Origin of the sequence: Streptomyces canus (assembly GCF_041435015.1) — a bacterium.
In the GTDB taxonomy this organism is placed as follows: Bacteria; Actinomycetota; Actinomycetes; order Streptomycetales; family Streptomycetaceae; genus Streptomyces; species Streptomyces canus_G.
This window is the reverse complement of sequence record NZ_CP107989.1, coordinates 3,391,050-3,415,258: the sequence shown is the minus strand read 5'-3', so window position 1 is coordinate 3,415,258 and position 24,209 is coordinate 3,391,050. Positions and strand designations below refer to the sequence as shown.

23 protein-coding genes, 1 pseudogene and 2 riboswitches are annotated in these 24,209 nt (G+C 69.3%); of the genes and pseudogenes, 3 read left to right on the top strand and 21 right to left on the bottom strand.

The genetic code is table 11. The features are described 5' to 3' along the window. Positions 1-7: 7 nt before the first annotated feature. Positions 8-466 (top strand): annotated as a pseudogene (locus OG841_RS15090) (FadR/GntR family transcriptional regulator); the annotation flags it as partial. 147 nt (positions 467-613) lie between these two features. Here the strand turns inward: OG841_RS15090 and OG841_RS15085 are convergent. Continuing rightward, positions 614-1,171 carry a glycoside hydrolase family 25 protein gene (locus OG841_RS15085; protein WP_371565666.1) on the bottom strand — a complete coding sequence of 186 codons (558 nt, stop codon included), beginning with the start codon at positions 1,169-1,171 and terminating at the stop codon, positions 614-616. Between the two features lie 409 nt (positions 1,172-1,580). After that, entirely contained in the window at positions 1,581-2,555 is a 975-nt protein-coding gene (locus OG841_RS15080; protein WP_328641000.1) for a helix-turn-helix transcriptional regulator, read from the bottom strand. Positions 2,556-2,694: 139 nt separating this feature from the next. Between OG841_RS15080 and OG841_RS15075 the strand changes: the two genes are divergently transcribed. Further along, positions 2,695-3,090: a RidA family protein gene (locus OG841_RS15075; RefSeq protein ID WP_328641001.1), complete on the top strand. Its 396-nt coding sequence runs from the start codon at positions 2,695-2,697 to the stop codon at positions 3,088-3,090. 239 nt (positions 3,091-3,329) lie between these two features. Here the strand turns inward: OG841_RS15075 and OG841_RS15070 are convergent, their stop codons facing one another. The 19 genes from OG841_RS15070 to gcvT form a co-directional block, all read right to left on the bottom strand. Further along, positions 3,330-4,688 carry a replication-associated recombination protein A gene (locus OG841_RS15070; RefSeq protein WP_328643665.1) on the bottom strand — a complete coding sequence of 453 codons (1,359 nt, stop codon included), beginning with the start codon at positions 4,686-4,688 and terminating at the stop codon, positions 3,330-3,332. Positions 4,689-4,880: 192 nt separating this feature from the next. Then, the gene (locus OG841_RS15065; protein WP_328641002.1) at positions 4,881-5,732 is read right to left on the bottom strand and encodes a PhzF family phenazine biosynthesis protein; all 852 of its coding nucleotides are present in this window, start codon (positions 5,730-5,732) and stop codon (positions 4,881-4,883) included. A 93-nt stretch (positions 5,733-5,825) separates the two neighbouring features. Further along, positions 5,826-7,499 carry an asparaginase domain-containing protein gene (locus tag OG841_RS15060; protein WP_328641003.1) on the bottom strand — a complete coding sequence of 558 codons (1,674 nt, stop codon included), beginning with the start codon at positions 7,497-7,499 and terminating at the stop codon, positions 5,826-5,828. After that, the gene (locus OG841_RS15055) at positions 7,499-7,984 is read right to left on the bottom strand and encodes a DUF488 domain-containing protein (protein ID WP_328641004.1); all 486 of its coding nucleotides are present in this window, start codon (positions 7,982-7,984) and stop codon (positions 7,499-7,501) included. Before OG841_RS15055 ends, OG841_RS15060 begins: the two co-directional genes overlap by 1 nt. 49 nt (positions 7,985-8,033) lie before the next feature. After that, complete coding sequence (locus OG841_RS15050; protein WP_328641005.1) at positions 8,034-9,044, bottom strand: methyltransferase; 1,011 nt, start codon at positions 9,042-9,044, stop codon at positions 8,034-8,036. A gap of 168 nt (positions 9,045-9,212) precedes the next feature. Next, positions 9,213-9,587, bottom strand: a complete 375-nt coding sequence (locus tag OG841_RS15045) for a DUF4186 domain-containing protein (protein ID WP_365122532.1) — start codon at positions 9,585-9,587, stop codon at positions 9,213-9,215. 40 nt (positions 9,588-9,627) lie between these two features. Further along, positions 9,628-10,038 (bottom strand): VOC family protein, encoded by a 411-nt coding sequence (locus OG841_RS15040; RefSeq protein WP_371565655.1) that lies wholly within the window; start codon positions 10,036-10,038, stop codon positions 9,628-9,630. A gap of 144 nt (positions 10,039-10,182) precedes the next feature. Beyond that, complete coding sequence (locus OG841_RS15035; RefSeq protein ID WP_328641008.1) at positions 10,183-10,674, bottom strand: PhzA/PhzB family protein; 492 nt, start codon at positions 10,672-10,674, stop codon at positions 10,183-10,185. Positions 10,675-10,767: 93 nt separating this feature from the next. Then, positions 10,768-12,624: an asparagine synthase (glutamine-hydrolyzing) gene (gene asnB, locus OG841_RS15030; RefSeq protein ID WP_328641009.1), complete on the bottom strand. Its 1,857-nt coding sequence runs from the start codon at positions 12,622-12,624 to the stop codon at positions 10,768-10,770. 43 nt (positions 12,625-12,667) lie between these two features. Beyond that, a complete protein-coding gene (gene phzG, locus OG841_RS15025) occupies positions 12,668-13,288 on the bottom strand; it encodes a phenazine biosynthesis FMN-dependent oxidase PhzG (RefSeq protein WP_371565654.1) in 621 nt (206 codons plus the stop codon). Continuing rightward, a complete protein-coding gene (locus OG841_RS15020) occupies positions 13,285-13,632 on the bottom strand; it encodes a hypothetical protein (protein ID WP_328641011.1) in 348 nt (115 codons plus the stop codon). The genes phzG and OG841_RS15020 overlap by 4 nt, the downstream gene beginning before the upstream one ends. Then, entirely contained in the window at positions 13,629-15,533 is a 1,905-nt protein-coding gene (locus OG841_RS15015) for an anthranilate synthase family protein (RefSeq protein ID WP_371565652.1), read from the bottom strand. Before OG841_RS15015 ends, OG841_RS15020 begins: the two co-directional genes overlap by 4 nt. Then, entirely contained in the window at positions 15,530-16,153 is a 624-nt protein-coding gene (locus OG841_RS15010; RefSeq protein WP_328641013.1) for an isochorismatase family protein, read from the bottom strand. Before OG841_RS15010 ends, OG841_RS15015 begins: the two co-directional genes overlap by 4 nt. Next, positions 16,141-17,349, bottom strand: a complete 1,209-nt coding sequence (locus OG841_RS15005) for a 3-deoxy-7-phosphoheptulonate synthase (RefSeq protein WP_328641014.1) — start codon at positions 17,347-17,349, stop codon at positions 16,141-16,143. Before OG841_RS15005 ends, OG841_RS15010 begins: the two co-directional genes overlap by 13 nt. Before the next feature lie 187 nt (positions 17,350-17,536). Further along, a complete protein-coding gene (locus OG841_RS15000; protein WP_328641015.1) occupies positions 17,537-18,130 on the bottom strand; it encodes a YybH family protein in 594 nt (197 codons plus the stop codon). 610 nt (positions 18,131-18,740) lie between these two features. Then, entirely contained in the window at positions 18,741-20,108 is a 1,368-nt protein-coding gene (locus OG841_RS14995) for an L-serine ammonia-lyase (protein WP_328641016.1), read from the bottom strand. 56 nt (positions 20,109-20,164) lie between these two features. Continuing rightward, positions 20,165-21,427 carry a serine hydroxymethyltransferase gene (gene glyA / locus OG841_RS14990; protein ID WP_328641017.1) on the bottom strand — a complete coding sequence of 421 codons (1,263 nt, stop codon included), beginning with the start codon at positions 21,425-21,427 and terminating at the stop codon, positions 20,165-20,167. Positions 21,428-21,441: 14 nt separating this feature from the next. Next, entirely contained in the window at positions 21,442-21,819 is a 378-nt protein-coding gene (gene gcvH / locus OG841_RS14985; RefSeq protein WP_007384830.1) for a glycine cleavage system protein GcvH, read from the bottom strand. 98 nt (positions 21,820-21,917) lie between these two features. Then, positions 21,918-23,036 carry a glycine cleavage system aminomethyltransferase GcvT gene (gene gcvT / locus OG841_RS14980; protein ID WP_371565651.1) on the bottom strand — a complete coding sequence of 373 codons (1,119 nt, stop codon included), beginning with the start codon at positions 23,034-23,036 and terminating at the stop codon, positions 21,918-21,920. A gap of 46 nt (positions 23,037-23,082) precedes the next feature. After that, positions 23,083-23,194, bottom strand: a riboswitch (glycine riboswitch). Further along, positions 23,195-23,291, bottom strand: a riboswitch (glycine riboswitch). A 169-nt stretch (positions 23,292-23,460) separates the two neighbouring features. On the opposite strand from gcvT, the gene OG841_RS14975 reads away from it, so the two are divergent. Further along, positions 23,461-24,138, top strand: coding sequence for an AAA family ATPase (locus tag OG841_RS14975; RefSeq protein ID WP_371565650.1), 678 nt, complete (start codon positions 23,461-23,463; stop codon positions 24,136-24,138). Positions 24,139-24,209 lie beyond the last annotated feature (71 nt).

Below are 24,209 nucleotides of genomic sequence, written 5' to 3'. Positions count from 1 at the left end.
GTCGGTGGTCACCGCGACGCAGGCGGTGGAGGACTGGCCCACGCGGCTGCGCCGGGCCGCGGTCACGGACGTCTACGAGGTCCGCATGGCGGTGGAGGTCCACGCGGCCCGCCTCGCCGCGCGCCGCCGTACCCCCGAGGACGTGACGGCGATGGAACGCGCGCTGGAGGGCCGGCGGGCCGCCTCCGCATCCTCCGACGCGGCTTTCGTCGACGCGGACATCACCTTCCATGCGGCGGTGGTTGCGGCCGCGCACAACCCCGTACTCGCCGACCTGTTCAGGGAGTTCACTCCCGTCCTGCGCGAGGGCCTGATCGAGTTGCTGGCCCTGACCGCCCTGCGCGACGACGACCCCAACACCGCGGACGAGGCCCACGCGGCACTGGTCCGGGCGGTGGCGGACGGCGACGCGGAGCGGGCGGCGGAGATTCTGCGGGCGGAGCTGGAGGATCCGTTCGCGGCCTGAGCGGCGGGGAGGCACCGGCGCCGTACCGGCTCCCGGGCGATCACACGATGTCGAACGGCCGGTGCGGTCCGGTCGGCGGCTCGGTCCCGATCGTGTCCCGGGACGCACCACACCGCCCACCGCGACGACACCCACCGGGAGCGCCGGTCAGGCGTCGGTGGCCCACTCGCGCAGCGCCGCCTTGCTCGCGAAGTCGGCGACGTTCTTGTCCACGGGGTCGTCGGTGTACTGGTGGAAGCGCCACTTGGCCTTGATGCGAGGATTGCCGGCCGTGACGTAGTCGGCGATCCAGAGGCCGTCGCCGGCGTACGACGTGTTGTCCACGTCCAACCAGTAGTGCCGGTTGCAGTACAGCAGGACCCGGTTGTTCGGGCGGAGTTGCTTCACCTTGCGGATGAAGCTGTCCTTCTCCGCGTTGCTCGCGTGGGTGCCCTCGCCCGTCGCCTCCCAGTCGACCGCGAGGATGTCGCCCCCCTTCTCGGGGGCGTGTTTGACGAAGTACTCGGCCTGGGCGGTGAGATTGCCCGGCCAGAGGAAGTGGTAGAAGCCGACGACCAGTCCGGCGTCGCGGGCGTGCTTGGTCTGGGCGGAGAGCTTCGGGTTGGTGTAGGAGCGGCCCTCTGTCGCCTTGATGAAGACGAAGGAGAGGCCTTCCGTGCTGTAGGTGGACGACTGGTAGGCGCTGACATCGATGCCGCGGAGCATGTGGGGGCTCCCTGAAGTGTGAGTGGGGGGACCGCAGTTGATGATGCCCCACATGGTGGCGGAGGAACCTCGGCTGCGGGAGGGCAGCGGTTCCAGCGGCGCGGCCGCCTACGCCGACCTCCCCGTCCGTGGTGCCGGCGGAGGAGATTGCACCGGACACGCCGTATCCGTCTGCCATGGCGTGGATACGGTGATGTGTCACACCCCTGCCCCTACGCCCGCAGCCGCTTGACCCCCCCTGCACCTGCCCCCGGGACCCGCCCGCCTCCGCCCAAGCCTCCGCCGGCCGCTCGCACCCCTCCGCCAGGGCCTCCTCGTCGGCGACGCCAACAGCATCAGCGTCGTGGGGCACGTGGAGGTCATGGTGGTGTGACGACTGCTCGCGGAGCGGAACGGGGCACCAGGCCACTCAGGAGGGCGGACCATAGCGGGCAGCGATCGCGGCGGCGCGGTTGCGAAGGGAGGTGCGCAGCCACTGCGGGGCAAGGACTTCCGCGTCGGTGGCGTGCTGCCACAGGGCCCATTCGGCATGTCGAGAATCCTGGAAGATCACGTTCAGCCGCAACCAGCCGTCCACGTCGGCTTCCTCGGCGCAGACGGCCAGGACGGTGCCGACCAGGTGCTCCCGTCGTACCGGGTGCACCCGTACCAGTACGGCGACCGTGTCACCGCCGGTCCGGAACTGCGCGTTGCGTTCCTGCCAGGCTCGGTCCAGGTCGACAGTGTCCGGTCGTTGCGCGGGTTCGTCGAGTTCCTCGGCGGCCAGCACCCGGGACAGGCGGTAGGTGCGGTCCTCGCCGGATCTTTTGGCAAGCAGGTAACCCTGTTCGCGTACGGTGACCAGGCCGATCGGGTCCACCGTGCGCCACTTCGGGGCCTGGTCCACCGCCGCATAGTGGATGCGCAACCTGTGTCCGGCGAACACCGCGCGCCGGACCTCGGCCACGATGGCGTCGGACATCTCCTCGGTGTCCACACGGCGCGAGAGGAGGTCGGTCTCCGGGTCGATGAGTAATCGCCGCGCGGCATCGGCCGCCGTGTCCCGAAGGCCCTCGGGCAACGCATCGACCACCTTGAGCATGGCCGAGGCGAGCGCCGAACCGAGGCCGAACAGCTGTGCGCCGCGCCGTGATCCTGCCACGAGCAGGGCGAGCGCCTCGTCGTGATTCAGTCCCGTGAGCGCAGTCTGGAAGTCGGGTAACAGTGCGAACCCGCCGTGTCGGCCGCGCTCGGCATAGACCGGGACGCCGGCCGCAGACAGCGACTCTATGTCGCGCAGCACAGTGCGGGTGGATACCTCCAACTCACGAGCCAGTGTCTCCGCGGTCATCCGACCGCGCTGACGCAGCAGGAGCACCAAGGAAACCAACCGGTCGGCGCGCATGCGAAAACTCTAACCAAATACATGACTGAGGATGTCATGTATTGCTGGGAGGCTCCTTCGCGAGGCGACAAAGCCCGGCGTATGCCGAGTCGTTGAACGTACGTAATTCAGTGAACCGAATGGATGGAGCGAGTCGGCAATGGAACGTAACGCGGTCAACCCGGTGACGTGGTCGGTCGAGATGGGCTTCAACCAGGGTGAGGTCGTCTCCGGGCACTCGCGGACCCTGTACATCTCGGGGCAGACCGCGATGAGCAAGGAAGGCAAACCTGAGCACGACGGTGACATGGCGGCGCAGCTGGCGCTGAGCATCGACAACATCGAGGCGGTGCTCGCCGAGGCCGGCATGTCCCTCTCGAACCTCGTCCGGCTCAACGTCTTCACCACTGACGTCGACCTGCTCTTCCAGCACTACGGTGTGCTGGCGGGCCGGCTGGGCGCCGCCAGGGTCGCGCCGACCACCACCATGCTCGGTGTGACGCGCCTGGCGATCCCCGGCCAGATGGTCGAGCTCGAGGGCACCGCTGTCGCGTGAGGTGACCCCGTCTCCTCCGCTGCTCGTGCCCGTGAACCGGCACGAGCAGCGGGAACGCGCTGAATTCCGAGCCTCGTAGCGGCGACGTCCACGCCACGGGCTTCGACCACGGATCCTGTCTGCGACGACTGCAACACGTGGATGCCCGCCTGCTGCTCGACACATGTCGGCGCCGCCGACGTCACCCCGGTGATGTCGGCGCTCGGGGAGCAGGCCGTCGGCCACGCGCGCTCCCAGTGCTACCTCACCTCGCCGCGGACGGCACGGCGGAGCTTGGCGAGGCGCTCGTGCAGTACGCGCTCCCCGCCGTGCTGCGTGGGGCGGTAGTAGTCCGTCCCCACCAGGTCGTCCGGTGGGTACTGCTGCTCCAGGACTCCCTCGGAGGTCCTATGGGGGTATCGGTAGCCGATTGCGTTGCCCAGTTCCCTGGCACCCACGTAACGGCCGTACCGCAGATGGGCGGGGATCTCGCCGACGGCGCCCGCCCGGACGTCGGCCATGGCCTCGTCGATCCCGACGATCACCGTGTTCGACTTTGGTGCCATGGCCAGATGCACGGTGGCCTGCGCCAGGGCGAGGCGGGCCTCGGGCATGCCGATGAGCTGGACCGTCTGCGCCGCCGCGACGGCGGCCTGTAGTGCCGTGGGGTCGGCCAGCCCGACATCCTCACTGGCGTGCACCAGCAGTCGCCGCGCGATGAATCGCGGGTCCTCCCCGGCCACGAGCATGCGGGCCAGGTAGTGCAGCGCGGCGTCGGGGTCCGAGCCGCGGATCGACTTGATGAACGCGCTGACGACGTCATGGTGCTGGTCGCCCTGCCGGTCGTAGCGGACGGACGTCTCGGCGACGGCCCGCTCCACCGCGGCCACGTCGACCACTGTGCCTCCGGTGTGGTTCACCCCGTCGGCGCTCGCCTCCAGAGCGGTCAGCGCGCTCCGGGCGTCGCCGGCCGCGAGGCGTACGAGGACGTCCTCGGCCTCGGGGGACAGGGTGACCGCACCGCCGAGGCCACGCTCGTCCTTCACGGCCCGGCGCAGCAGCTCGCGGACCTCGTTCTCGGTCAGGGACCGCAGTTGCAGCACCAGCAGGCGTGAGAGCAGCGGGGACACCACGGAGAACGACGGGTTCTCGGTGGTGGCCGCGACGAGCAGCACGAGCCGGTCCTCCACTGCGCCGAGGAGCGCGTCCTGCTGGGTCTTGGAGAAGCGGTGCACCTCGTCGATGAACAGCACTGTCTGCCGGTCCTGGCGGTCCTGGCGACGGCGCGCGTCAGTCATCACGTCGCGCAGTTCCTTGACCCCGCTGGACAGGGCCGAGAGGGCGACGAAGTGCCGGGTGGCGACATCGGCGAGCAGCCGCGCGAGGGTCGTCTTCCCGGTGCCGGGCGGACCATAGAGCAGCACGGACGCCGCCTCCCCGCCCTCCGCCAATCGCCGCAGCGGTGCGCCGGGGCGCAGCAGGTGCGCCTGGCCGACGACCTCGGCGAGTGAGCGCGGGCGCATCCGTACCGCCAGCGGCGCGCCGACCTGTACGGGCCCGGCGGGCGGGGTGTCGTCCGACGTCGGTAACGCGAACAGCCCGTCGTCCTCGGCTGCCATCATTCCACCCGTCCTTCGGCACGCGGCACGCCGTGTTGTCGGGCTCCGCCGGCGGCCCGAGGACCTCGGTCGCCGCGGCTCATCACCGGTCGGATTTTCGGCCGTTCCTCGGGACGGCCGGGGGACGATGCTGTGCTGGACACGCGCGGCGGCCCTTCCTCTGTGGATAGGTCACTCATACGTTCTCGGCGGCTACGCGTACAGCGTTCCCCTGGCGACGACCACGGCGGACCCCGCCACCTGCACCGAATCGATCCGTTCCGGCGTCCCCGTCGCGCGAGCGCGCATCGTCGAAGGACGGCCCATCTCCACCCCCTGGCGGATCTCGATCCACTCCCCGAACGGGATCAGTCCGTGCCGTGCCAAGTGTACCGGGAGCGATCCGGCGGCCGAGCCGGTGGCCGCGTCCTCCACCACGCCGTAGGCGGGGGAGAACATGCGCAGCCGCCACCGGGTCCCCGAGCCCGCGAAGCAGTTGGCAGCCATGTCGGGCAGCCTCGCGAGTATCCGCTGGTCCGGCTGCACGGCGGAGAGCGCGGCCACACTGTCCAGGCCGACGAACACGTGCCGCGGCCCGTTGTCGTAGACCTCGACCGGCAGGGTGCTCCCGGTGGACACCAGTTCCAGACCGGCGAGCAGTTCGTCCGCGCGGTCGTAGGGCTCCCACGTCGGGAGGGGTTGCCACATGCCGGCCGCGACGGTCCGGCCGTCGTCGTCACGCTCGAGTTCGAACGCCACGGTGCCCTTGGCGGTCTCCATCCGGAGTTCCTTCGCCTCGTGCGACTCGCCGAGCACCACCGCCGTGCCCAGAGTCGGGTGTCCGGCGAACGGCAGTTCGTTCACCGGGGTGAAGATGCGGACCCGCACGTCGCCGTCGTGCTCCGCGGGGAGGACGAACACCGTCTCCGACAGGTGCATCTCCTGCGCGATCTGCTGCATGCGCCGGGGGGAGAGGCCGGAAGCGTCCAGGAAGACCGCGGTCGGGTTTCCTTCCAGCGGGACGTCGGTGAAGACGTCGGCCACCACGTACTCGTACGTACTCATGGGTTCCGTTCTCGAAGGGGGTCGTCGGCGATCGCCCGCCGGACGCCGGGCGAAGGTCATGCCGTCCTCGCCGCCGGCTCGTCGTGTCGCAGGTCAGTGGGTGTCGAACAGGGCCTGGTACTGGGCGACCGCCTTTTCGGTGGCCGCACGCTCGTCGAGGGTCGGATGGAAGGGATGCGCGGCCGGGGGCAGGGCACCGAACTTGAGCAGTGCGGCCATGAGGAGCAGGCGCGCCTTGGTGGCCGTGAGGTTGTTGCCGGAGATGAACGTCGGGTCGGTGCGGTACGCCATGCCTCCGGTGTTGCCGCGGCCTGTGCGGACCACCGGCATGCCGGCGAAGACGGCGACACTCAGCGCCGCGTTCCTCGTCGGGTCGGCCATCCCGAACGGCGACATGCCCTCGCACACGAAACCGGACAGGGGCGCGTTCTCGAGGTTGGCGTCGATCCGGGCCAGGATCTCGACCTCCTCCTCGGCGACGGGCGGGTTGACCGTGCCGGTACCCGTCGCCGCGTACCGGCTGTACTTGGTGAGGGAGACGTGCGGCATGGCGGCTGGTACGAGTCCCTCGGCGTTCTTCGTCTCGATGCCGACCGGGAACACACCCGAGCCCAGGCTCCCGGTGACGCCGGCCACCCGCTCGGGGAGCACAGTCAGGCGCAGCTCCGAGCGGTGGGTGTGCCTGCGGGCGGGGACGTAGGTGAGCTGCGGGGGGCCGTAGCCGCCGAGGTCGGCGACCACTCCTCCGTGGCCGCCGGTGACCTCGTATCCGCCCGGCCGGGCGTCCACCTTGGTCACGTCCCGGGCCGAGTAGACGAGTTCGTCGACGATCACGCAGGCACCGACGCGGTCATCGCCCCGTTCGTCCAGGGCGACGCCCGACGCGATGAACTTCACGCCGTCCACCACGTTGCGGTCGCCGTCCGCACTCAGGGACTGGTGGCGGCGCTGTGCCGCGTGTCCGACGAGCGGCACCTTGGTGTCGACCGTCAGTCCGAACCAGTACAGGGTCTCGTCGACGGTCGGGCTCCCTTCGAGCCACTGGACGCCGGCGAACTCTCCTGTGGCGAGGACGGCTTGGACCTGGTTGGTCGCCTCGGCGAGGTCAGCCAGACCGGGCTCGCTCTGGAGGTGGTACGGGTAGTAGACGAAGAAGTCCTGCCCAAGGCGCTCGGACTCGGGCCCGGTGGTGTATCCGCCGGACGGAGCGGCGCGGAAGAACTCGAAGTCGGCGACGGACCCCAACGCGACGGGGGTGCCGTGGTCGGCGAGGCCGAACCGCTCGATCTCCTCGTAGAGGCGGCGGGCGTCGGGGTAGAACGTCTGCCGCGCGGCTCCCGGTGGTGCGTACGGTGCCGTCGAGGTCTCCTCCCAGGCGGATCCGTCCACCTGCCTTCCCATGTAGGGAAGCGGGTAGAGGCCGTCGGCGGGGTCGAGTTCGACCACATACACCGCGGTGGCGTCTTCGGACGGCTGCTCGGCGTGGAATGTGCCGTTCTCGTCGAGCCAGCCGTCCGGCGGGGCGTACAAGTCTGCCGCGTCCCTTTCGAGCGGGTGCGCGCTGAACGCCTCGACGTACAACGTCACGGGCGCCGCGAGCCGTTGGGGACGCAGAACGTCGAACGGGGAGGGGCGGAGCGGCAGACCATGGCGTACGCGGGCCTTGTGCGACGTGACCAGGTCCGGTGTGTTGAGGATCGTCGCCGTCGGTCCGGCGAACACAGCGATCCGCGGTCGCGGCGTGCCGGCCCGAAGAATGTCATCCATCACAGCGGCCTCAGGTGTTCGACGGTGATGTGGTGCCGCTCGGCCAGCCGCTGGGCGACCAGCGACCGGTGGCACGCCTCGGGGTCGCACTCGACGCAGAACAGCGTCGCGATGCCCCTGCTCGGCAGCGCCGCCACGATCGGATCGAGGTCGACCGGGTCGAGGATCTCGGCCGTGTAGCGGCGGGTGTACTCGGCGGCGAGCTCGCGGCGGGAGCGCTTGCCGACCCCTTGGCGGTCGTCCTCGGCGTACTGGAGGTGACGCAGTTCGGTGGTCGGGGCGAGTTCGCGGTGGTGCCGGTAGGCGATGCCGGCCTCGGTGAGGGCCGACTGCAGCCTGAGTGAGTTCGCCCAGGCGTAGTCCGGTCCGCGCACCCCGCGGCGCTGACGTACGTCGAGCAGCAGGCGCACGTCCGCCTGTCGTAGTCGTTCCAGGAAGGAATCGCCGTCGAAGCCGTAGACGCCGATCGTTGCCAACTTGAGCACCGGAGATCTCCTGTTCGCGCTGTTGCTCGTGCTCCACACCTTCGTGCCGTTACGGGGTGCGCGGTGCGGCGATCAGGGCGGTCGTCTCCATGGGCAGCTCCGCGGTCCCGGCCATCTCCAGGCCGGCGCGGTTCAGCAGCCGTGTGATCCGGTCGACGCTGCGGTGTTCACCGCCCGTCGTCACCAGCAGGTGCAGGTCCCACAGGGCGGGCAGCACGGTGGAGTTCTCGTCCTCGACGAACCGGTCGAGGATCAACAGCCGCGAAGAGGAGTCCGCCATGGCGCGGCGGCAGTGCTCGAAGACGCCGACGACGGCATCGTCGTCGTGGCCGCCCAGCACCCGGCAGAGGAGGTAGACGTCCCCGCCCGCCGGTACGCCCTGGAACATGTCGCCCCCGACCAGCTCGGTCCGGTCCAGGCCGACGGTGGCGGACAGGTGCTCACGCGCCTTGGGCATCATGTGCTCGCGGTCGAAGAGCGTGCCCCTGGCGTCCGGCGTGGCGCCGAGGATCGTGGCGAGCAGGTGCCCGCCTCCGCCCCCGACGTCCACGACCTTCTTGCCGGAGAAGTCGAAGACCTCGGGTACTTGGTGGAAGAACATGCTCGCGGCGTTCATGGTGAGCTGGAACCGGCGGGCGGTGGCCGCGTCCCGGCTCAGGTACTCGTAGAACGAGCGGCCGTAGGCGGCTTCGAATCCCGAGCTCTCCGTGCTGATCGCGTGGTGGGCGTGACCCCACGCGGAGTAGAACTCCTCGCCGTACAGCAGGCACATGGCGCTCAGGGACTGGGGGCCTTCGAGGAGGGCAGCGCTCAGCCGGGTACCGCGGTAGCCGGTGGACTCGCTGCCCTCGAATATGCCCATGGCCACGAGCAGGCGCATCAGACGGTGGATGCCCTGCTCGTTCGCCCCGGTCGCCTTGGACAGTTCGGCGTCGGTGTCACGGCCGGCCTCGATGTGGTCGGGCAGTCCGAGTTTGACCGCGGTGTAGAGCGCCTGCGCCCTCCATCCCCCGGTGATGATGTCGACCACGTCTCTTGTGGCCTGCACGTCGACTGTCATTGAGTCCTCACCATCCCGACCTCCCGACCAACGCCGGTCGGCCCACTTCGCCGCGGTCTTCCACGGCACGTCGTCACGCTCTGTGAAGCGGAATCGTCAGGCTGACCCACCTCACTCCTGGAGTCCCTCGCTCTTCACCCGTCGGCCTGCGGTGAAGCCTCGACCTGGTCAGGGCGGTGGCTGACGGGGGGCGTACTGCTTCACGATCCACCGGCAGATCACCTCCACGACGTAGGCCCGCTCGGCGTCGTCGAGTGCATGGCCGGCGGGGATGCCGTGCCAGCGCGCGAGGCAGGTACGACAGCACGTCGCCGTGGCGTGCTGGGCGACGAAGACGGGATGCCCTCGGTAGGGCGTCTGACGGCCGTCGTTGCGCGGTTCGGCCGGCGCCAGCCTGCGACCGATCAGATCCTCGGCGTGCTTGCGGGCGGTCATGATCCCGCGCAGGTCGACCACCGCGCGATCCCTTCCGCGCAGCCGGAACCTCGCGCGGAACGGGTGCCGCCCGATCCGGTCCAACCTGTCGTCCAACTCGTCCGTCATCGGTTCCAGGCCCCTTCGAACGCGGTAGCCCTGTGAGTGATCAGGTCTGCTGCCGGGTGATGTTGAACATCCAGGTGATCCCGAACCTGTCCACGAGCGTGCCGGCCTCGTCGCCCCAGATCTGTTTCTTGAGGGGCATGGCCACGGTGCCGCCGACGGACAGCTTCTCGAAGTACTCGCGGAGGCCGGCGTCGTCGCCACCGAGGTAGAGCGCGACATTGGTGCCCGGGTTGAACGGGACCCGCTCCGGGACGTCCCACGCCATCACCGTGAAGCCGTCCGCGGTGCTGAGTGTGGCGTGCATGATCTTGTCGGGGTCGGGCGACTCCGGCGAGCCGAAGTCGCCGAACGTTCCCAACTCCAGCTTGCCGCCGAGGACTTCGTGGTAGAACTCCATCGCCTGCCGGGCGTCCCCGTCGAAGGCGATGTACGGGTTGAGCTGAGATCCCACCGGATGCTCCTTGCTGGCCGTTCGGACGAGTGAACCGGGCGACGGGCGCCGGACGGACCGGCCGGGCCCGTCGCGTCCGGTTCGTGGAAGGCGCAGGGAAGCCCCTGGCGGGGATTCCCTGCGGAAAGTCCCTGTGGAAAGTCCCTAGGTGGGGATCCCGCCGCGATTGATCTTCGGCACCTCGATGCCCAGCGCACGCAGCTGCTGGAACGGGTTCATGAACTCGCGTTGCTGCCTGATCCTGCCGTCTTCGAGCAGGAACGAGTGGATGAAGTGGTTCCTGTAGTAGCCGGGTGGGTAGGTCGGGTAGAGAATCTGCCCTTCTCCGTCACACTCGACCCAGAACCTGTTGGGGTCCTGCGTCTCGAAGATCTCGACGTTCTTCCACTCCCAGTCGGGGAACATGCGCAGCGACCACTCGCCGTGCGCCTTGAGCTTCTCGTGTCCCTGGGACTCGATCGGTTCGCCGGTGTCGCTGGTCCACAGGCCGGCGCTGCCGCCCTCGGTGAAGAGCAGGTAACGGGTCAGTCGGTTCTCGCCCTTGCGACTCATGTAGTCCGCGACGACGGCACGGTGCCGGGCGCGCAGGTCGAGGTCGGCTTCGAGCCCCTCGGGCCGGGCGTCTTCCGTTCTCATCTCGTCTTCCTCAATCCATGGTCCGGGCGTGGACAGTGACGTGGTGTGCGCGGTGGGCCGCCGGTCGCTGACCGGAACCGGCCGGAAACCGCGTCAGAGCCGGAGTTCGGGCCGGTAGATGTCCAGCCAGGTGCTCAGGTCGAGCACGCGCTCCATGCCGTTGCGGACGTCGATCGGCATGGTGGCCGAGTCACGCCGCGTGATGTCCTCCAGCCAGCTGCGATCGACCAGGTCGAAGACCGGGTCCTTGGTCGTGAGCAGCTCTTTGGACTGCTGCAGCAGCGCGCTGGTGTAGTGCGGGTCCAGCGTGGCGGGGTAGGGAGCCTTCACCCGGTCCAGCACCGACTGCGGCAGCAGGTCCGCGGTCGCGGCGCGAAGCAGGCTCTTCTCCCTGCCGTCGAAGGTCTTCAACGACCAGGGGGTGTTGTAGACGTACTCGACGAGGCGGTGGTCGCAGAAGGGGACCCGAACCTCCAGTCCTACGGCCATGCTGATCCGGTCCTTGCGCTCCAGGAGCATCCGGACGAAGCGCGTCAGGTGCAGGTGGCACATCACCCGCATCCGCATGTCGTGGTCGCTCTCGCCTTCTCCTCGCTCGACCTCGCCGACCGCCTCGGAGTACCGGTCGCGGATGTAGGTGGGCAGGTCGAGGGCGGCGGTGATGTCGGCGTTGAACCGGTCGGACACCTGGGCCCGCGCGCCGCTGACGAAGACGGCCATCCAGGGGAAGGTCTGTGCGGCCTGGACCTCGGGTTGGTGAAACCACCGATACCCGCCGAAGACCTCGTCGGCGGACTCTCCGGACAGGGCGACCGTGGACTGCTCCCGGATGGCCTGGAACAGGAGGTAGAGCGAGTTGTCCATGTCACCGAGGCTGAGCGGACTGTCCCGCGCGGTGATGACGGCCCGGCGCACCGCCGGGTCGGCGATCGCGGCGTGGTCGAGCACGATGGCCTCGTGCTTCGAGCCGACGTGCGCGGCCACCTCGAGCGCGTAAGGAGCGTCCGTCGTGCCCCGCAGTTCGTCCGCGACGAAGTCGTCCTCCCGCCCGACGAAGTCCACCGCGAAGCTGCGCACCCTCTCGCCGGGCTCGCCGTGCTCCCCGGGCCGGCCGAGCTTGGCGGCGGCCAGCGCGGTGATGACGCTGGAGTCCAGGCCACCGGAGAGCAGGGTGCAGCGCGGGACGTCGGAGACCAGCTGGCGGCTGACGATGTCCTCAAGCAGTTCGCGCACGGTGGCGACGGTGGTCTTCCGGTCATCGGTGTGCGGACGGGTGGGCAGCGTCCAGTAGCGGCGTTCGCGCAGGCCGGAGCGGTCGACGGTGACCAGACCGCCCGGGACCACCTCGTTCATCCCGCACCACACGGCGCTGCCCGGCGTCTGGGTGAAGCTGACCAGCTCCCGCAGTCCGGCGAGGTCGACGGCGCGGTCGGCCAGAGGGTTGGCGAGGATCGCCTTGGGCTCGGAGCCGAACATCACCCCGTCGTCGGTGCTGGAGTAGTAGAGCGGCTTGACTCCCATCCGGTCGCGGATCATCACGAGCTTCTCGACCCGGGAATCCCAGACGGCGAAGGCGAACATGCCGTTGAGCCGTTCGGCGACCGCTTCGCCCCACTCCAGGTAGCCGTGGAGCACGACCTCGGTGTCGCTGCGGGTCCGGAACCGATGGCCCCGACGCAGCAACTCGGCCCTGAGTTCGGTGTAGTTGTAAACCTCACCGGTGTAGGTGATCGTCACCGGGCCGTCGTCGGTGGGCACCACCATGGGCTGGGTGCCGCCTTCGAGGTCGATGACCGCCAGCCTTCGATGGCCGATCGCCGCGTGCCGGTCGAGCCAGACGCCGCAGGCGTCCGGTCCCCGGCAGGCCATGGTCTGCGTCATCGCGTCCAGCTGCGCGCGCTGCTGAGTCAGATCCCGAGCGAACGAGACCCAGCCCGTCATTCCACACATCGACTTGCCCTTCTTCCTGTCGAGTCCACGGTCCAGAGCACGGTCAGGGCTGGAGCCGGTCGGTACGCCAGCTGGAACCGTCGCGCTCGTAACGCAGCCTCAGGTGCAACCGGTCCTGCGGATCGGCCTGCCAGAACTCCACCGACGCCGGCTCCAGCAGATAGCCCAGCCAACGGTCCGGGCGGGGCAGCGCCGAGCCGTCCCGGCCCAGTTCCCGGGCCTGCTTCCGCAGCGCGTCCTCGTCCAGCAGCGGCGCGCTCTGGTGCGCTGCCACCGACATCGGGTGCGTGTTGACGGGTCGGGCCGCCCACAGGGCCTCGGACTCCTCGTCGGGCAGCGGACGGGTCGGGCCGCTCACGCTCAGCTGGCGGCCGGCCTCGCGCCAGTAGAACACCCCGGACGCCCAGGCCGTCTCGGCCAGGTCCCGGCCCTTGCGGCTGTCGGAGTGGCTGGCGAACACCAGCCCCGTCGAGCGGACCTCGAGCACCTGGACGATGCGATTGGAGGCGTGGCCGCGGGCGTCGACGGTGGCCAGCGCCAGCGCGCCCGGCTCGCGGATGGCGTTCGCGACGGCGCTGTCGAACCAGGCCTGGAGCAGCTCCATCGGTTCGGCGGGCGGGGTGGTGAACTCTTCGGCGGGCCGGGGCAGGGTCGATGCGCTCACGATGACTTCCCGATCGGTTCGAAGGCCAGGCCGCGTTCGACCAGCCGGCCGGAGTGGACACCTTCGACGATGGCCTCGACGTCGGACATCATCCGGACGGTCGGCGGGTATCCGATGAGCTCGGTGGCCCGGTTCGGCGGCATCGGTGCCCTCGGGTCGGCATCGGCATCCCACAGCATCACGGCGCCCCAGCGGTTGGTCGCCCGGTCGGAGATCCAGAACTTCAACCGCATTCCGTGGATCTCCGTCCACGGCTCCACGCCCTCGTCGCGCAGGTAGACGCGTAAGGAGTCGATGGTCTGGCCGGACCCGGTGAGGTCCCACCAGGAGATGGTGGCTTTCATGCGTTCAGTACCTCCGCGGTCTCCATCAGCGGTACGAGCAGCTCGGCCAGGACGCGCTCGCTGTCCTGGGTGAGCACGGACTCGAGGTGGAACTGCACCGAGCCGAAGTGCGGCCCGCGCAGGGCGTGCACCTCGCCCGTGCCGACGTCGAGGCACACCTTCACCTCGCCGACATCGGGGCACTCCAGCCGATCGGCTCGCGCGCGGGCCGAGTAGGAGTTGTAGAACCCCACTCGTTCCCGCGAGCCGAACAGGTCGATCTCGCGCTGGATGCCCTGGTTCGGGAGGTCCCGGCGTCGCAGTTCGAGCCCGAGGTGCCGGCAGAGCAACTGATGGCTCAGGCAGACGGCCAGGAAGGGGATCCGCCGGGACAGCAACTCCTCGATGGTCGAGGTGAGCCGGGCCATCCTGGGGTGGTCGGTCTCCCGTGGGTCGCCGGGTCCGGGGCCCATGACGACGAGGTCGTGGTCGTCGAAGCGGTGGGACGCGTCGAAGCTGCTGAGCTCCACGGTCAAGCCGATGGCGCGCAGCTGGTGGGCCAGCATCGCGCTGAAGGTGTCCTCGGCGTCGACGACCAGCGCCCGGCGGCCGTCCAGCACCGGATGGGGCCGCGCGCGCTTCTCGACCTCGCCGAGCCAGAAGTTCGCGATCGTCTCGTTGCGTCTGCCCAGCGCCTCCTGGATCAGCGGGTGCGCGTCGAGTCGCTCGTCGGCACCCAGCGCCGCGAGCACGCCCGCGGCCTTGGTGCGGGTCTCGGCGACCTCTGCGTCGGGGTCGGAGTGCCGGACCAGGGTCGCGCCCACGCCGACCTCGACGTGACCGGTGTCGTCGACGTCCGAGGTCTGGATGTCGGCGGTACGGATGAGGATGGCCGAGTCCAGGGTGCGCGCACCGTGGGCGTCCCGGCCGATGAGAGCCGCGACGCCCCCGTAGTACCCGCGGCCGCGGGGCTCGTAGCGGGCGATCACTCGGCAGGCATTCTCAAGAGGGCTGCCGGTCACGGTAGGGGCGAACATTGTCTCCCGCAGGATGTCGCGGGGGTCGAGGTCGCTGCGCCCCTCGATGATGTACTCGGTGTGCGCGAGCCAGGCCATCTCCCGCAGGAACGGCCCCGTCACGCGGCCGCCGCGCCGGCAGACCCGGGCCATCATCTTGAGTTCCTCGTCGAGGACCATGTACAGCTCGTCGGTCTCCTTGCCGTCGGTGAGGAACTCCATGACCTCCGACAGGACCGGTCCGGTGGCCGGGTAGCGGTAGGTGCCGCTGATCGGGGTCATCGCCGCGATGCCGTCTCGCAAGCTGACGTGGCGCTCCGGTGTGGCCCCGACGAAGGTGCGAGTGCCGGTGTGCACGAGGAAGGTCCAGTAGGCGCCGCTCTCCCGGGTGAGCAGTCGACGGAACAGGCTCAATGCGCTGCGCGTCGAGTATCCGGTGATGGTGGTGACGAACGAGCGCTTGATGACAAAGTTCGAGCCCTCTCCGGTGCCTATCTCGTTGTCGAGCACGGCGCGGACCGTGGCCGCGTAGGCCTCGTCATCGGTGTCGAAGCGCCCGCCGGTCAGGGTGATCGGCTCGTCCGGCAAGGCCCTCAGCGCGTCGGACGTGCTGACCTGCCCGTGGTCGGTCACCGACATCGCGAGCAAGGGTGAGCCGTCCTCGGCGGCGACGAAGCCGCGCTCGGTGATCTGCTGGTGGGGCACCAGGACCAGCGTCTCGTGCCTGGCCTCGCCGGGGCGCCCGGTCTGGTCGGCCACCGGGATGTCGGCGAGCCGGGCCGGGGTGCTGACCCGGCCCAGCAGGATCTCCACACGGTCCGGCCCCAGGGTCTCGGGGCGGTGCAGCAGGGCGAAGGCACCCGGAGCGGCGCCCACCACGTGCCCGAGCAGCTGCTTCGAGTTCATCGGAAGACCTCCTCGGTGGTGGTGACCACCGAGCAGCGAGCGGCCGCGTAGTCGAGGGCCAGCCGGTGGTAGTCGGCTGAGAAGTCACCGACGGCGTCGGCGATCAGGAACACCTGGATGTCGTTGGCGAACGCCTCCAGGGCTGTCGCCAGTACACCGACGTGTGCGTACACCCCGCAGACGATCAGCTGGTCGCGGCCCTGGGCACGCAGCTGCGCCAGCAGGTCCGAGCGAAAAAACGCGCTGTAGCGCCACTTGGTGAGCACCTGGTCCGCCGGCCGGGGTGCGAGCTCCGTGACGATCTGACGGTCGACGGGGTCCACCCTCATGCCCGGACCCCAGAAGTCCTTGAGCAGGCCGCGTTCCTCGTCCGTCATGCCCCCGGGTTGAGCGGTGTAGAACACCGGGACCCCGAGCTCGGCGCACCGCTCCCGCAGCTGTGTGCAGTGGCGCACCAGTGGTTCGCGTACCGCTGGAGGGAAGGGCGCGAGGAAGTATCGCTGCATGTCGTGGACGAGCAGGGCCGCGCGGCTCGGGTCGGGCGTCCACTGCGCCGTGCTGGTGGGCAGTTCAGCCGCCGTCGGCAGTGGATAGACTGAGATCGGTGCTAGGCCCGCCACGTTTCTCCCTCGGCTCGGTTCGTCATCGTCTGCGTCCGCCAGGCCGACACCACGGACACCGCCTGGCGAGGGTTGAGTCGCGGGTCGCACAACGTCGTGTACTTGTCACTGATCCGGTCGATGTCGTTTGCCGCGTCGGCACATTCGGTCACCGGGTCGGGAGTGGTCTCCAGGTGGATCCCGCCCGGTGTTCCACCGGCCGCGCGCACGGCGGTCTGGAAGGCGGTGACCTCGCGGACGATCATCTCCACGAGTCGGGTCTTGCGTCCGTCGGCGGTGGTCACGGTGTTCCCGTGCATGGGGTCGACCAGCCAGATCACCGGGTGTCCGGCGGCGCGTACGGCTCGAACCAACGGTGGCAGCAGATCCGTTGCCGCGTCGGCGCCCATCCGGGCGATCAGGGTGAGGCGTCCCGGCTCTTTCCCGGGGTCGAGCCGCTCGCACAACCCGAGCAGCTCGGCGACCGTCATACGTGGCCCGACCTTGCACGCTACGGGGTTCACCACCTCGGCCAACATCGCGACGTGCGCTCCCTCGAGCTGGCGGGTCCGCTCGCCGATCCAGGGCCAGTGTGTCGAAGTGAGCGCGAGCCGGCCTTCCCGGTCCGGCCGCAGCATCGGGATCTCGTAGTCGAGCAGCAGAGCCTCGTGGCTGGTCCAGACGGCAGGGTCGATGCGCGCCCGTGGAGTCTGGCCGAGGTTGGCCATGACCTGGCTCGCCGCCCGGTAGCCCGATAACAAGCGCCGGGGATCGTGCCGCCGTGCTTCCGGGTCCGGCTCCGGACCGTTCACCATGTGCCCTCGGTACACCGGGAGCTCGACGCCACCGACCCACTCGGTGAGCGCCGACCGGGGCTTGGCGTACTGGCCTCCGATCCGGCCCACCCGCACCACCGGCTGATGAGTGATCGCGTTCATGACGCCGGCGAGCACGTTGAGGAGTCCCGTCTTCCGCTCCACGTCACCCGCGGTGCATTCCGCGGGATCCTCCGCGCAGTCACCCGCCTGCACCACCTGTGCCCGCCCGGCGGCAACTCCGGCGAGCAAGCCGCTGAGCCTGCTGAGCGATTCTGCTTCCACCAGCGGGGGAAGGGCCGCCAGCACATCCCTGACCTGGTTGACCTGTTCCGGGTCCTCCCACTGAGGCTGCTGCCGCGCAACTGGGGCCCGTAAGACTTCGATCGAGGTGACGTTCAAGTTTTCTCCAGACCTCGAACATGACGGCAACTCGCTATCCGTGCATCAACTGACGGCCCGCCGCCAATGGCCATTTCGAATTACTACAAGGCGGCCGGGGTTACCCCGAAGTGCTTGATTTTGGCACGGCTTGCCCACCGAGAAATCGGCTGAGCACATAGAAGAAGGAACCGCCGAGAAAGCTTGATCAGTGGTGGGCCGATGTTGCGTTTCCGTGCGGCGGATACGGGTTGTCCTGGACGTACAGCCAGGTGCCGTTCGACTGCTCTTGCACGGTGTCGCAGAAATTCCCAGTGAAACTCTCGCGGGTTCCATCCGGCCCGGTCTGTGCCAGAGTGTAATCGCCCATTATGGACGCTATGCGGTTGCGTGCCTTGTCACCGGTTCCCTTCCCTCCCGCCAGCACGGTTTGGCGAGGGTTGACTGTGAGCACCGGATCCGACTTGAACCACTCGACGTAGAACGCCCGGATTTCCTTGTGGCCCCTGACGACCGATCCGTCGTAATTGACAATCGCCGCTTCGGGCTCCTGGAGGGCGATGATTCCGTCCACGTCCTTGGCTTTGATCCTCTCGCCCAAGAGCTGCAGCAACTCGGCGGGGGTCTTGGCGGCGACCTGCGCGTTGCTGGTTTCCGCCTGGGTCGTGGTCGCAGGTGATGTACCCGCAGCCGCCGCCGCATTTGCCGTCTGGGCCTGGATGAAGGTAGGGCCCGCGATACTCACGGCCGTAAACACAATGGCCGAGGTGGCGATCGACAACGTCAGCTTGATTCTACTCATGACATCTCCCCCAAAAATGGAGATGGCAGCAGGTCAATAGAACGCCTCTGCGGCGTCGGCCCTTCCGAATGGCCCCCGTTTGCCACCCCGCCCCGTTGATGACGTCATGCAACATTCCATAACTGACCCCTGTCAACCCTTCCGAAAATCCAGAGCGCGCCGATCCGCTATTTCATCTGCTGAGGTGTTGAAGTGGAGGGCTGGCTGCATTGCGAAGACCTGGGGGTATCATCGCTTTCCGGAACGCCGTCCGGCAGGGGTCCAAGCGTCGGGGCCGAGGGGGTCGACAGCCGGGAACAATGTATTCCGGAGCCCTGAACGCTCAATTCGCGCCAGATTGCGGCAGTGCCACCGGATGGCCCCCCAGTGACATGCGTCACATCGACCGTGTCAGGTGGACTGCGGGTGCCGACCAGGCAGGACTGTGGCAAAGACCTGATGGCGGCGAGAAACCGGGACTTCGCTGTGCCGCCGGTCCCTGGGGGCAAGCGGGGGACCTTACGGGACTTTCAAGCCTCTCCGAGGGCCCTTTCGGCGACTTTCCGCCACGCGAGCAGGAAAGGCCCGACCGCGCTGAAAGACGCGAACGCGCTGGTCGGGGACAGTTTCCCTAGCACTCGATGATGTTCACCGCGAGCCCGCCCCGCGCCGTCTCCTTGTACTTCACGCTCATGTCCGCCCCGGTGTCCTTCATCGTCTTGATGACCTTGTCGAGGGACACCTTGTGCGAGCCGTCCCCCCGCAGGGCCATCTTCGCCGCCGTGACCGCCTTGACCGCGGCCATGCCGTTGCGCTCGATGCAGGGGATCTGGACCAGTCCGCCGACCGGGTCGCACGTCAGACCCAGGTTGTGCTCCATGCCGATCTCGGCCGCGTTCTCGACCTGTTCGGGGGAGCCGCCGAGGACCTCGGCGAGGGCGCCCGCGGCCATCGAGCAGGCCGAGCCGACCTCGCCCTGGCAGCCGACCTCGGCGCCGGAGATGGACGCGTTCTCCTTGAAGAGCATGCCGATCGCACCGGCGGCCAGCATGAACCGGACGACACCCTCGTCGTCGGCGCCGGGCACGAAGTTCATGTAGTAGTGGAGCACCGCGGGGATGATGCCTGCGGCCCCGTTGGTCGGGGCCGTCACCACCCTGCCGCCGGCCGCGTTCTCCTCGTTCACCGCCATCGCGTACAGCGTGATCCACTCCATGGAGTGCGCCAACGGGTCGCCCTCGGCGCGGAGTTGGCGCGCGGTCACCGCGGCACGGCGGCGCACCCGAAGGCCGCCCGGCAGGATGCCCTCGCGGGTCATGCCCCGCTGCACGCAGGCCCGCATGACCTCCCAGATCTCCAGCAGCCCGGTGCGGATCTCGTCCTCGGTGCGCCAGGCGCGTTCGTTCTCCAGCATCAGGGCGGAGATCGACAGTCCGGTCTCCTTCGTCAGCCGCAGCAGCTCGTCGCCGGTGCGGAAGGGGTACTTCAGCACGGTGTCGTCGAGCTTGATCCGGTCCGCGCCCACCGCGTCCTGGTCGACGACGAAGCCGCCGCCCACCGAGTAGTACGTCTTCGACATGAGCTCGGTGCCCGAGGCGTCGTACGCCCACACCGTCATGCCGTTCGCGTGGTACGGGAGTGTCTTGCGCCGGTGCAGGACGAGGTCGTCGTCGAAGGAGAAGGGGATCTCGCGCTCGCCGAGCAGCTTCAGGACGCCCGCGGCCTTGATCTCCGCCACCCGGTCGTCCGCGTTCTCCACGTCCACCGTGCGCGGGGACGCCCCCTCCAGGCCCAGCAGCACCGCCTTCGGGGTGCCGTGGCCGTGGCCGGTCGCGCCCAGGGAGCCGTAGAGCTCGCAGCGGACCGAGGCGACGGAGGGCAGCAGCTCCTCGTTGCGCAGGCGGCGGGCGAACATGCGGGCCGCGCGCATCGGGCCGACCGTGTGGGAGCTGGACGGGCCGATGCCGATCGAGAACAGGTCGAAGACCGAGATGGCCACGGGCACTCCTTCAAAAAGGGTGGGGGCACACGTCGTCGGGTGCCCCCACCGTGGAACTACTTGTTCAGGCCGGGGTACAGCGGGTGCTTGTCGGCGAGCGCCTTGACCCGGGCCTTCAGCGACTCGACGTCGTAGGACGGCTTCAGCGTCTCGGCGATCACGTCCGCGACCTCGGTGAAGTCCTCGGCCGTGAAGCCGCGGGTGGCCAGGGCGGGCGTGCCGATCCGCAGCCCCGACGTCACCATCGGCGGGCGCGGGTCGTTCGGGACGGCGTTGCGGTTGACCGTGATGCCGACCTCGTGGAGACGGTCCTCGGCCTGCCGGCCGTCCAGTTCGGACTCGCGCAGGTCGACGAGGACGAGGTGGACGTCGGTGCCGCCGGAGAGCACGTCGACCCCGGCCTCCCGGGCGTCGTCGGCCGTCAGACGCTCGGCGAGGATGCGCGCACCGTCCACGGTACGCCGCTGGCGCTCCTTGAACTCCTCCGAGGCCGCCACCTTGAAGGACACCGCCTTCGCCGCGATCACGTGCTCCAGGGGACCGCCCTGGAAGCCCGGGAAGACGGAGGAGTTCAGCTTCTTCGCGAACTCCTTCTTCCCGAGGATGATCCCGCCGCGCGGTCCGCCCAGCGTCTTGTGGGTGGTGGAGGTGACCACGTCCGCGTACTCGACGGGGTTCGGGTGCAGCCCCGCTGCCACCAGACCCGCGAAGTGGGCCATGTCGACCCACAGATACGCCTCGACCTCGTCGGCGATCCGGCGGAACTCCGCGAAGTCCAGCTGCCGCGGGTACGCCGACCATCCGGCGATGATCACCTTGGGCCGGTGCTCCTTGGCGAGCTGCTCCACCTCGGCCATGTCGACGAGGCCCGCCTCGTCCACGTGGTACGCGACCACGTCGAACTGCTTGCCGGAGAAGTTCAGCCGCATCCCGTGGGTGAGGTGACCGCCGTGCGCCAGGTCCAGACCCAGGATCGTGTCGCCGGGCTGCGCCAGCGCGAACAGGGCGGCCTGGTTCGCGGAGGCGCCGGAGTGGGGCTGCACGTTGGCGTACTCGGCGCCGAACAGCTCCTTCACACGGTCGATCGCGATCTGCTCGGCCACGTCGACGTGCTCACAGCCGCCGTAGTAGCGACGGCCGGGATAGCCCTCGGCGTACTTGTTGGTGAGGACCGAGCCCTGCGCCTCCATGACCGCGAGCGGAGCGAAGTTCTCCGACGCGATCATCTCGAGGGTGGACTGCTGACGGTCCAGCTCGGCGTCGACCGCGGCGGCGATCTCCGGGTCGAGCTCGTGCAGGGGCGTGTTCAGTGCGGACATCAGGTGCGGACTCCTCAGCCGGCGGAAAAGGCGGTGTACTCGTCGGCGGAGAGCAGGTCGGCCGGCTCCTCCGCGACGCGCACCTTGAACAGCCAGCCGCCCTCGAAGGGGGCGGAGTTCACCAGCGCCGGGTCGCTCACGACGTCCTCGTTGACCTCGGTGACCTCACCGGAGACGGGGGAGTACAGGTCGCTGACCGACTTGGTCGACTCCAGCTCGCCGCAGGTCTCGCCCGCGGTCACCGTGTCACCGACCTCCGGGAGCTGGACGAAGACGACGTCGCCGAGCGCGTTGGCCGCGTGCTCGGTGATGCCGACCGTCGAGACGCCGTCCTCGGCGCCCGACAGCCACTCGTGCTCCTTGCTGTAGCGCAGCTGCTGCGGGTTGCTCATGGTCTGAATTCTCCTGTACGCGGGGGAGTGCTGATGGGTGGGGGACTGCGGAAGGCGTGCGTGAGCAGCGACTCTGTGCTCAGCATCACCTACGACGGCTACTTCTGACGCTTGTAGAACGGCAGCGCCACGACCTCGTACGGCTCGTGACTGCCCCGGATGTCCACACCGACACCCGCCGTGCCCGGCGTGGCGTGGGCGGGGTCGACGTACGCCATCGCGATCGGCCTGCCCAGGGTGGGGGAAGGAGCCCCGGAGGTGACCTCGCCGATCACCTCGCCGCCCGCGACGACCGCGTACCCGGCACGCGGGACCCGACGGCCCTCGGCGACGAGTCCGACGAGGACGCGCGGCGGGTTCTCCGCGGCACGGGTGGCCGCCTCGGCCAGTGCCTCCCGCCCGACGAAGTCCCCCTCCTTCTCGAACTTCACGACCCGGCCGAGCCCGGCGTCGAAGGGCGTCAGCTCCCGCGAGAGCTCGTGCCCGTACAGCGGCATGCCCGCCTCGAGGCGCAGTGTGTCCCGGCAGGACAGGCCACAGGGGACCAGGCCGGCCGGCTCGCCCGCCTTGGTCAGGGCCTGCCACAGTGCTTCCGCGTCGGAGGGCGCCACGAACAGCTCGAAGCCGTCCTCGCCGGTGTATCCGGTGCGGGCGATCAGCGCGGGCACCCCGGCGACCGTGCCCGGCAGACCGGCGTAGTACTTCAGGCCGTCGAGGTCGGAGTCGGTCAGGGAGGCGAGGATCCCCGGCGCCTGAGGCCCCTGTACGGCGATCAGCGCGTAGGCGTCCCGGTCGTCACGCACCTCGGCGTCGAAGCCGGCCGCGCGCTCGGTCAGCGCGTCCAGCACGACCTGGGCGTTGGAGGCGTTGGCGACCACCATGTACTCGGTCTCCCCGAGCCGGTAGACGATCAGGTCGTCCAGGATGCCGCCGTCGGCCCGGCAGATCATGGTGTAGCGGGCGCGGCCGACACCCACGGACGCGATGTTGCCGACGAGGGCGAAGTTCAGCAGCTCGGCCGCCTGCGGCCCGGTCACGGTGATCTCGCCCATGTGGGAGAGGTCGAAGAGCCCGGCCTGCGTCCGCACGGCGTTGTGCTCGTCGCGCTCGGAGCCGTAGCGCAGGGGCATGTCCCAGCCGGCGAAGTCGGTCATGGTCGCGCCCAGCGAGCGGTGCAGGGCATCGAGCGCGGTACGACGGGATTCGGTACTGCTCATCGGACGGTCGTCTCCCAAGGATCCAAGGCATGACGGGCGAGGGCTTTCCTCCCCATCTGTCATCGGAACCTGAGAGGTTCGCCCTGATCACGAAATGATCCGGGCTTGCACCGTGGGTGGAGCCGCCTTCGAGTAGGCGACCCGCTTTTCAGATGTGCCTCGCCCGCGCGGTAACGGGGCCTGAGAGATTCAAGGGAGGGACTTGCTCCTTCGGCGCCCGGGTACACGTACCCAGGACTCTCCCGCGCGGATTCAAGCGGCCGGTATGCAGTTGGCGCGCACATCATTGCACGCCGCGTACGCGTCCGGCAGGGCAGCGTCTGTAACCAGCTTGTGGCGGTACGACTACAGAAAAGCGAGAGATCGTCCATTACCTTCTCTTTACGCTCGGTGGGGAGGGGAACCCCGACCCCGGAGGAGGACGATGACGGTGGACAGGACCACGGCGTACGCGACGACCTCGGGCATCGCGCTGCCGGAGCAGCCCGCGGCCCCGGTCGTCGAGCTCCGCGGCGCATGCCGCGCCGCCCCGGTCGTCCGCGACCTGCGCGACCGCTCCGGCCGCAGCCCGCACGCGCTGCTCTTCGGCCCCAAGGACCTCGTCGTCATCACCGGCCTGCCGGGCAGCGGCAAGTCCACGCTGATGAAGCGGGCGGTGGGCGGGATCCGGATCGACTCCCAGGACACCCGCGACCGCTGGGACGGCCGGCTGTCCCCCTTACTGCCGTACGCCGTCTACCGCCCCCTGGTCCGGCTCGCGCACTACGTAGGACTGCGCGGCGCCCTGCGCTCCGGCGAGGGGGTCGTGGTCCACGACTGCGGGACCCAGGCCTGGGTGCGCGGCTGGCTGGCCCGCGAGGCCCGGCGCCGGGGCGGCACCCTGCATCTGCTGCTGCTCGACGTCGCGGCGGACACCGCGCTGGAGGGCCAGCGCGAGCGCGGCCGGGGCGTCTCGCGGTACGCCTTCCTGCGGCACCGGGGCGCGGCCGCCCGGCTGATCCGCTCCGTGGAGCGCGGTGACCTGCCCCAGGGCTGCGGTTCGGCGGTGCTGATCGACCGGGACGCCGCGGACGTGCTGCGGCGGATCGGCTTCACGGGCTGACGCGGACGGATGTGCCGGGCCGAGCCACCTTTCCACCGCACCCGCTAGCCTTTCAGCCACATCAGTAGGTT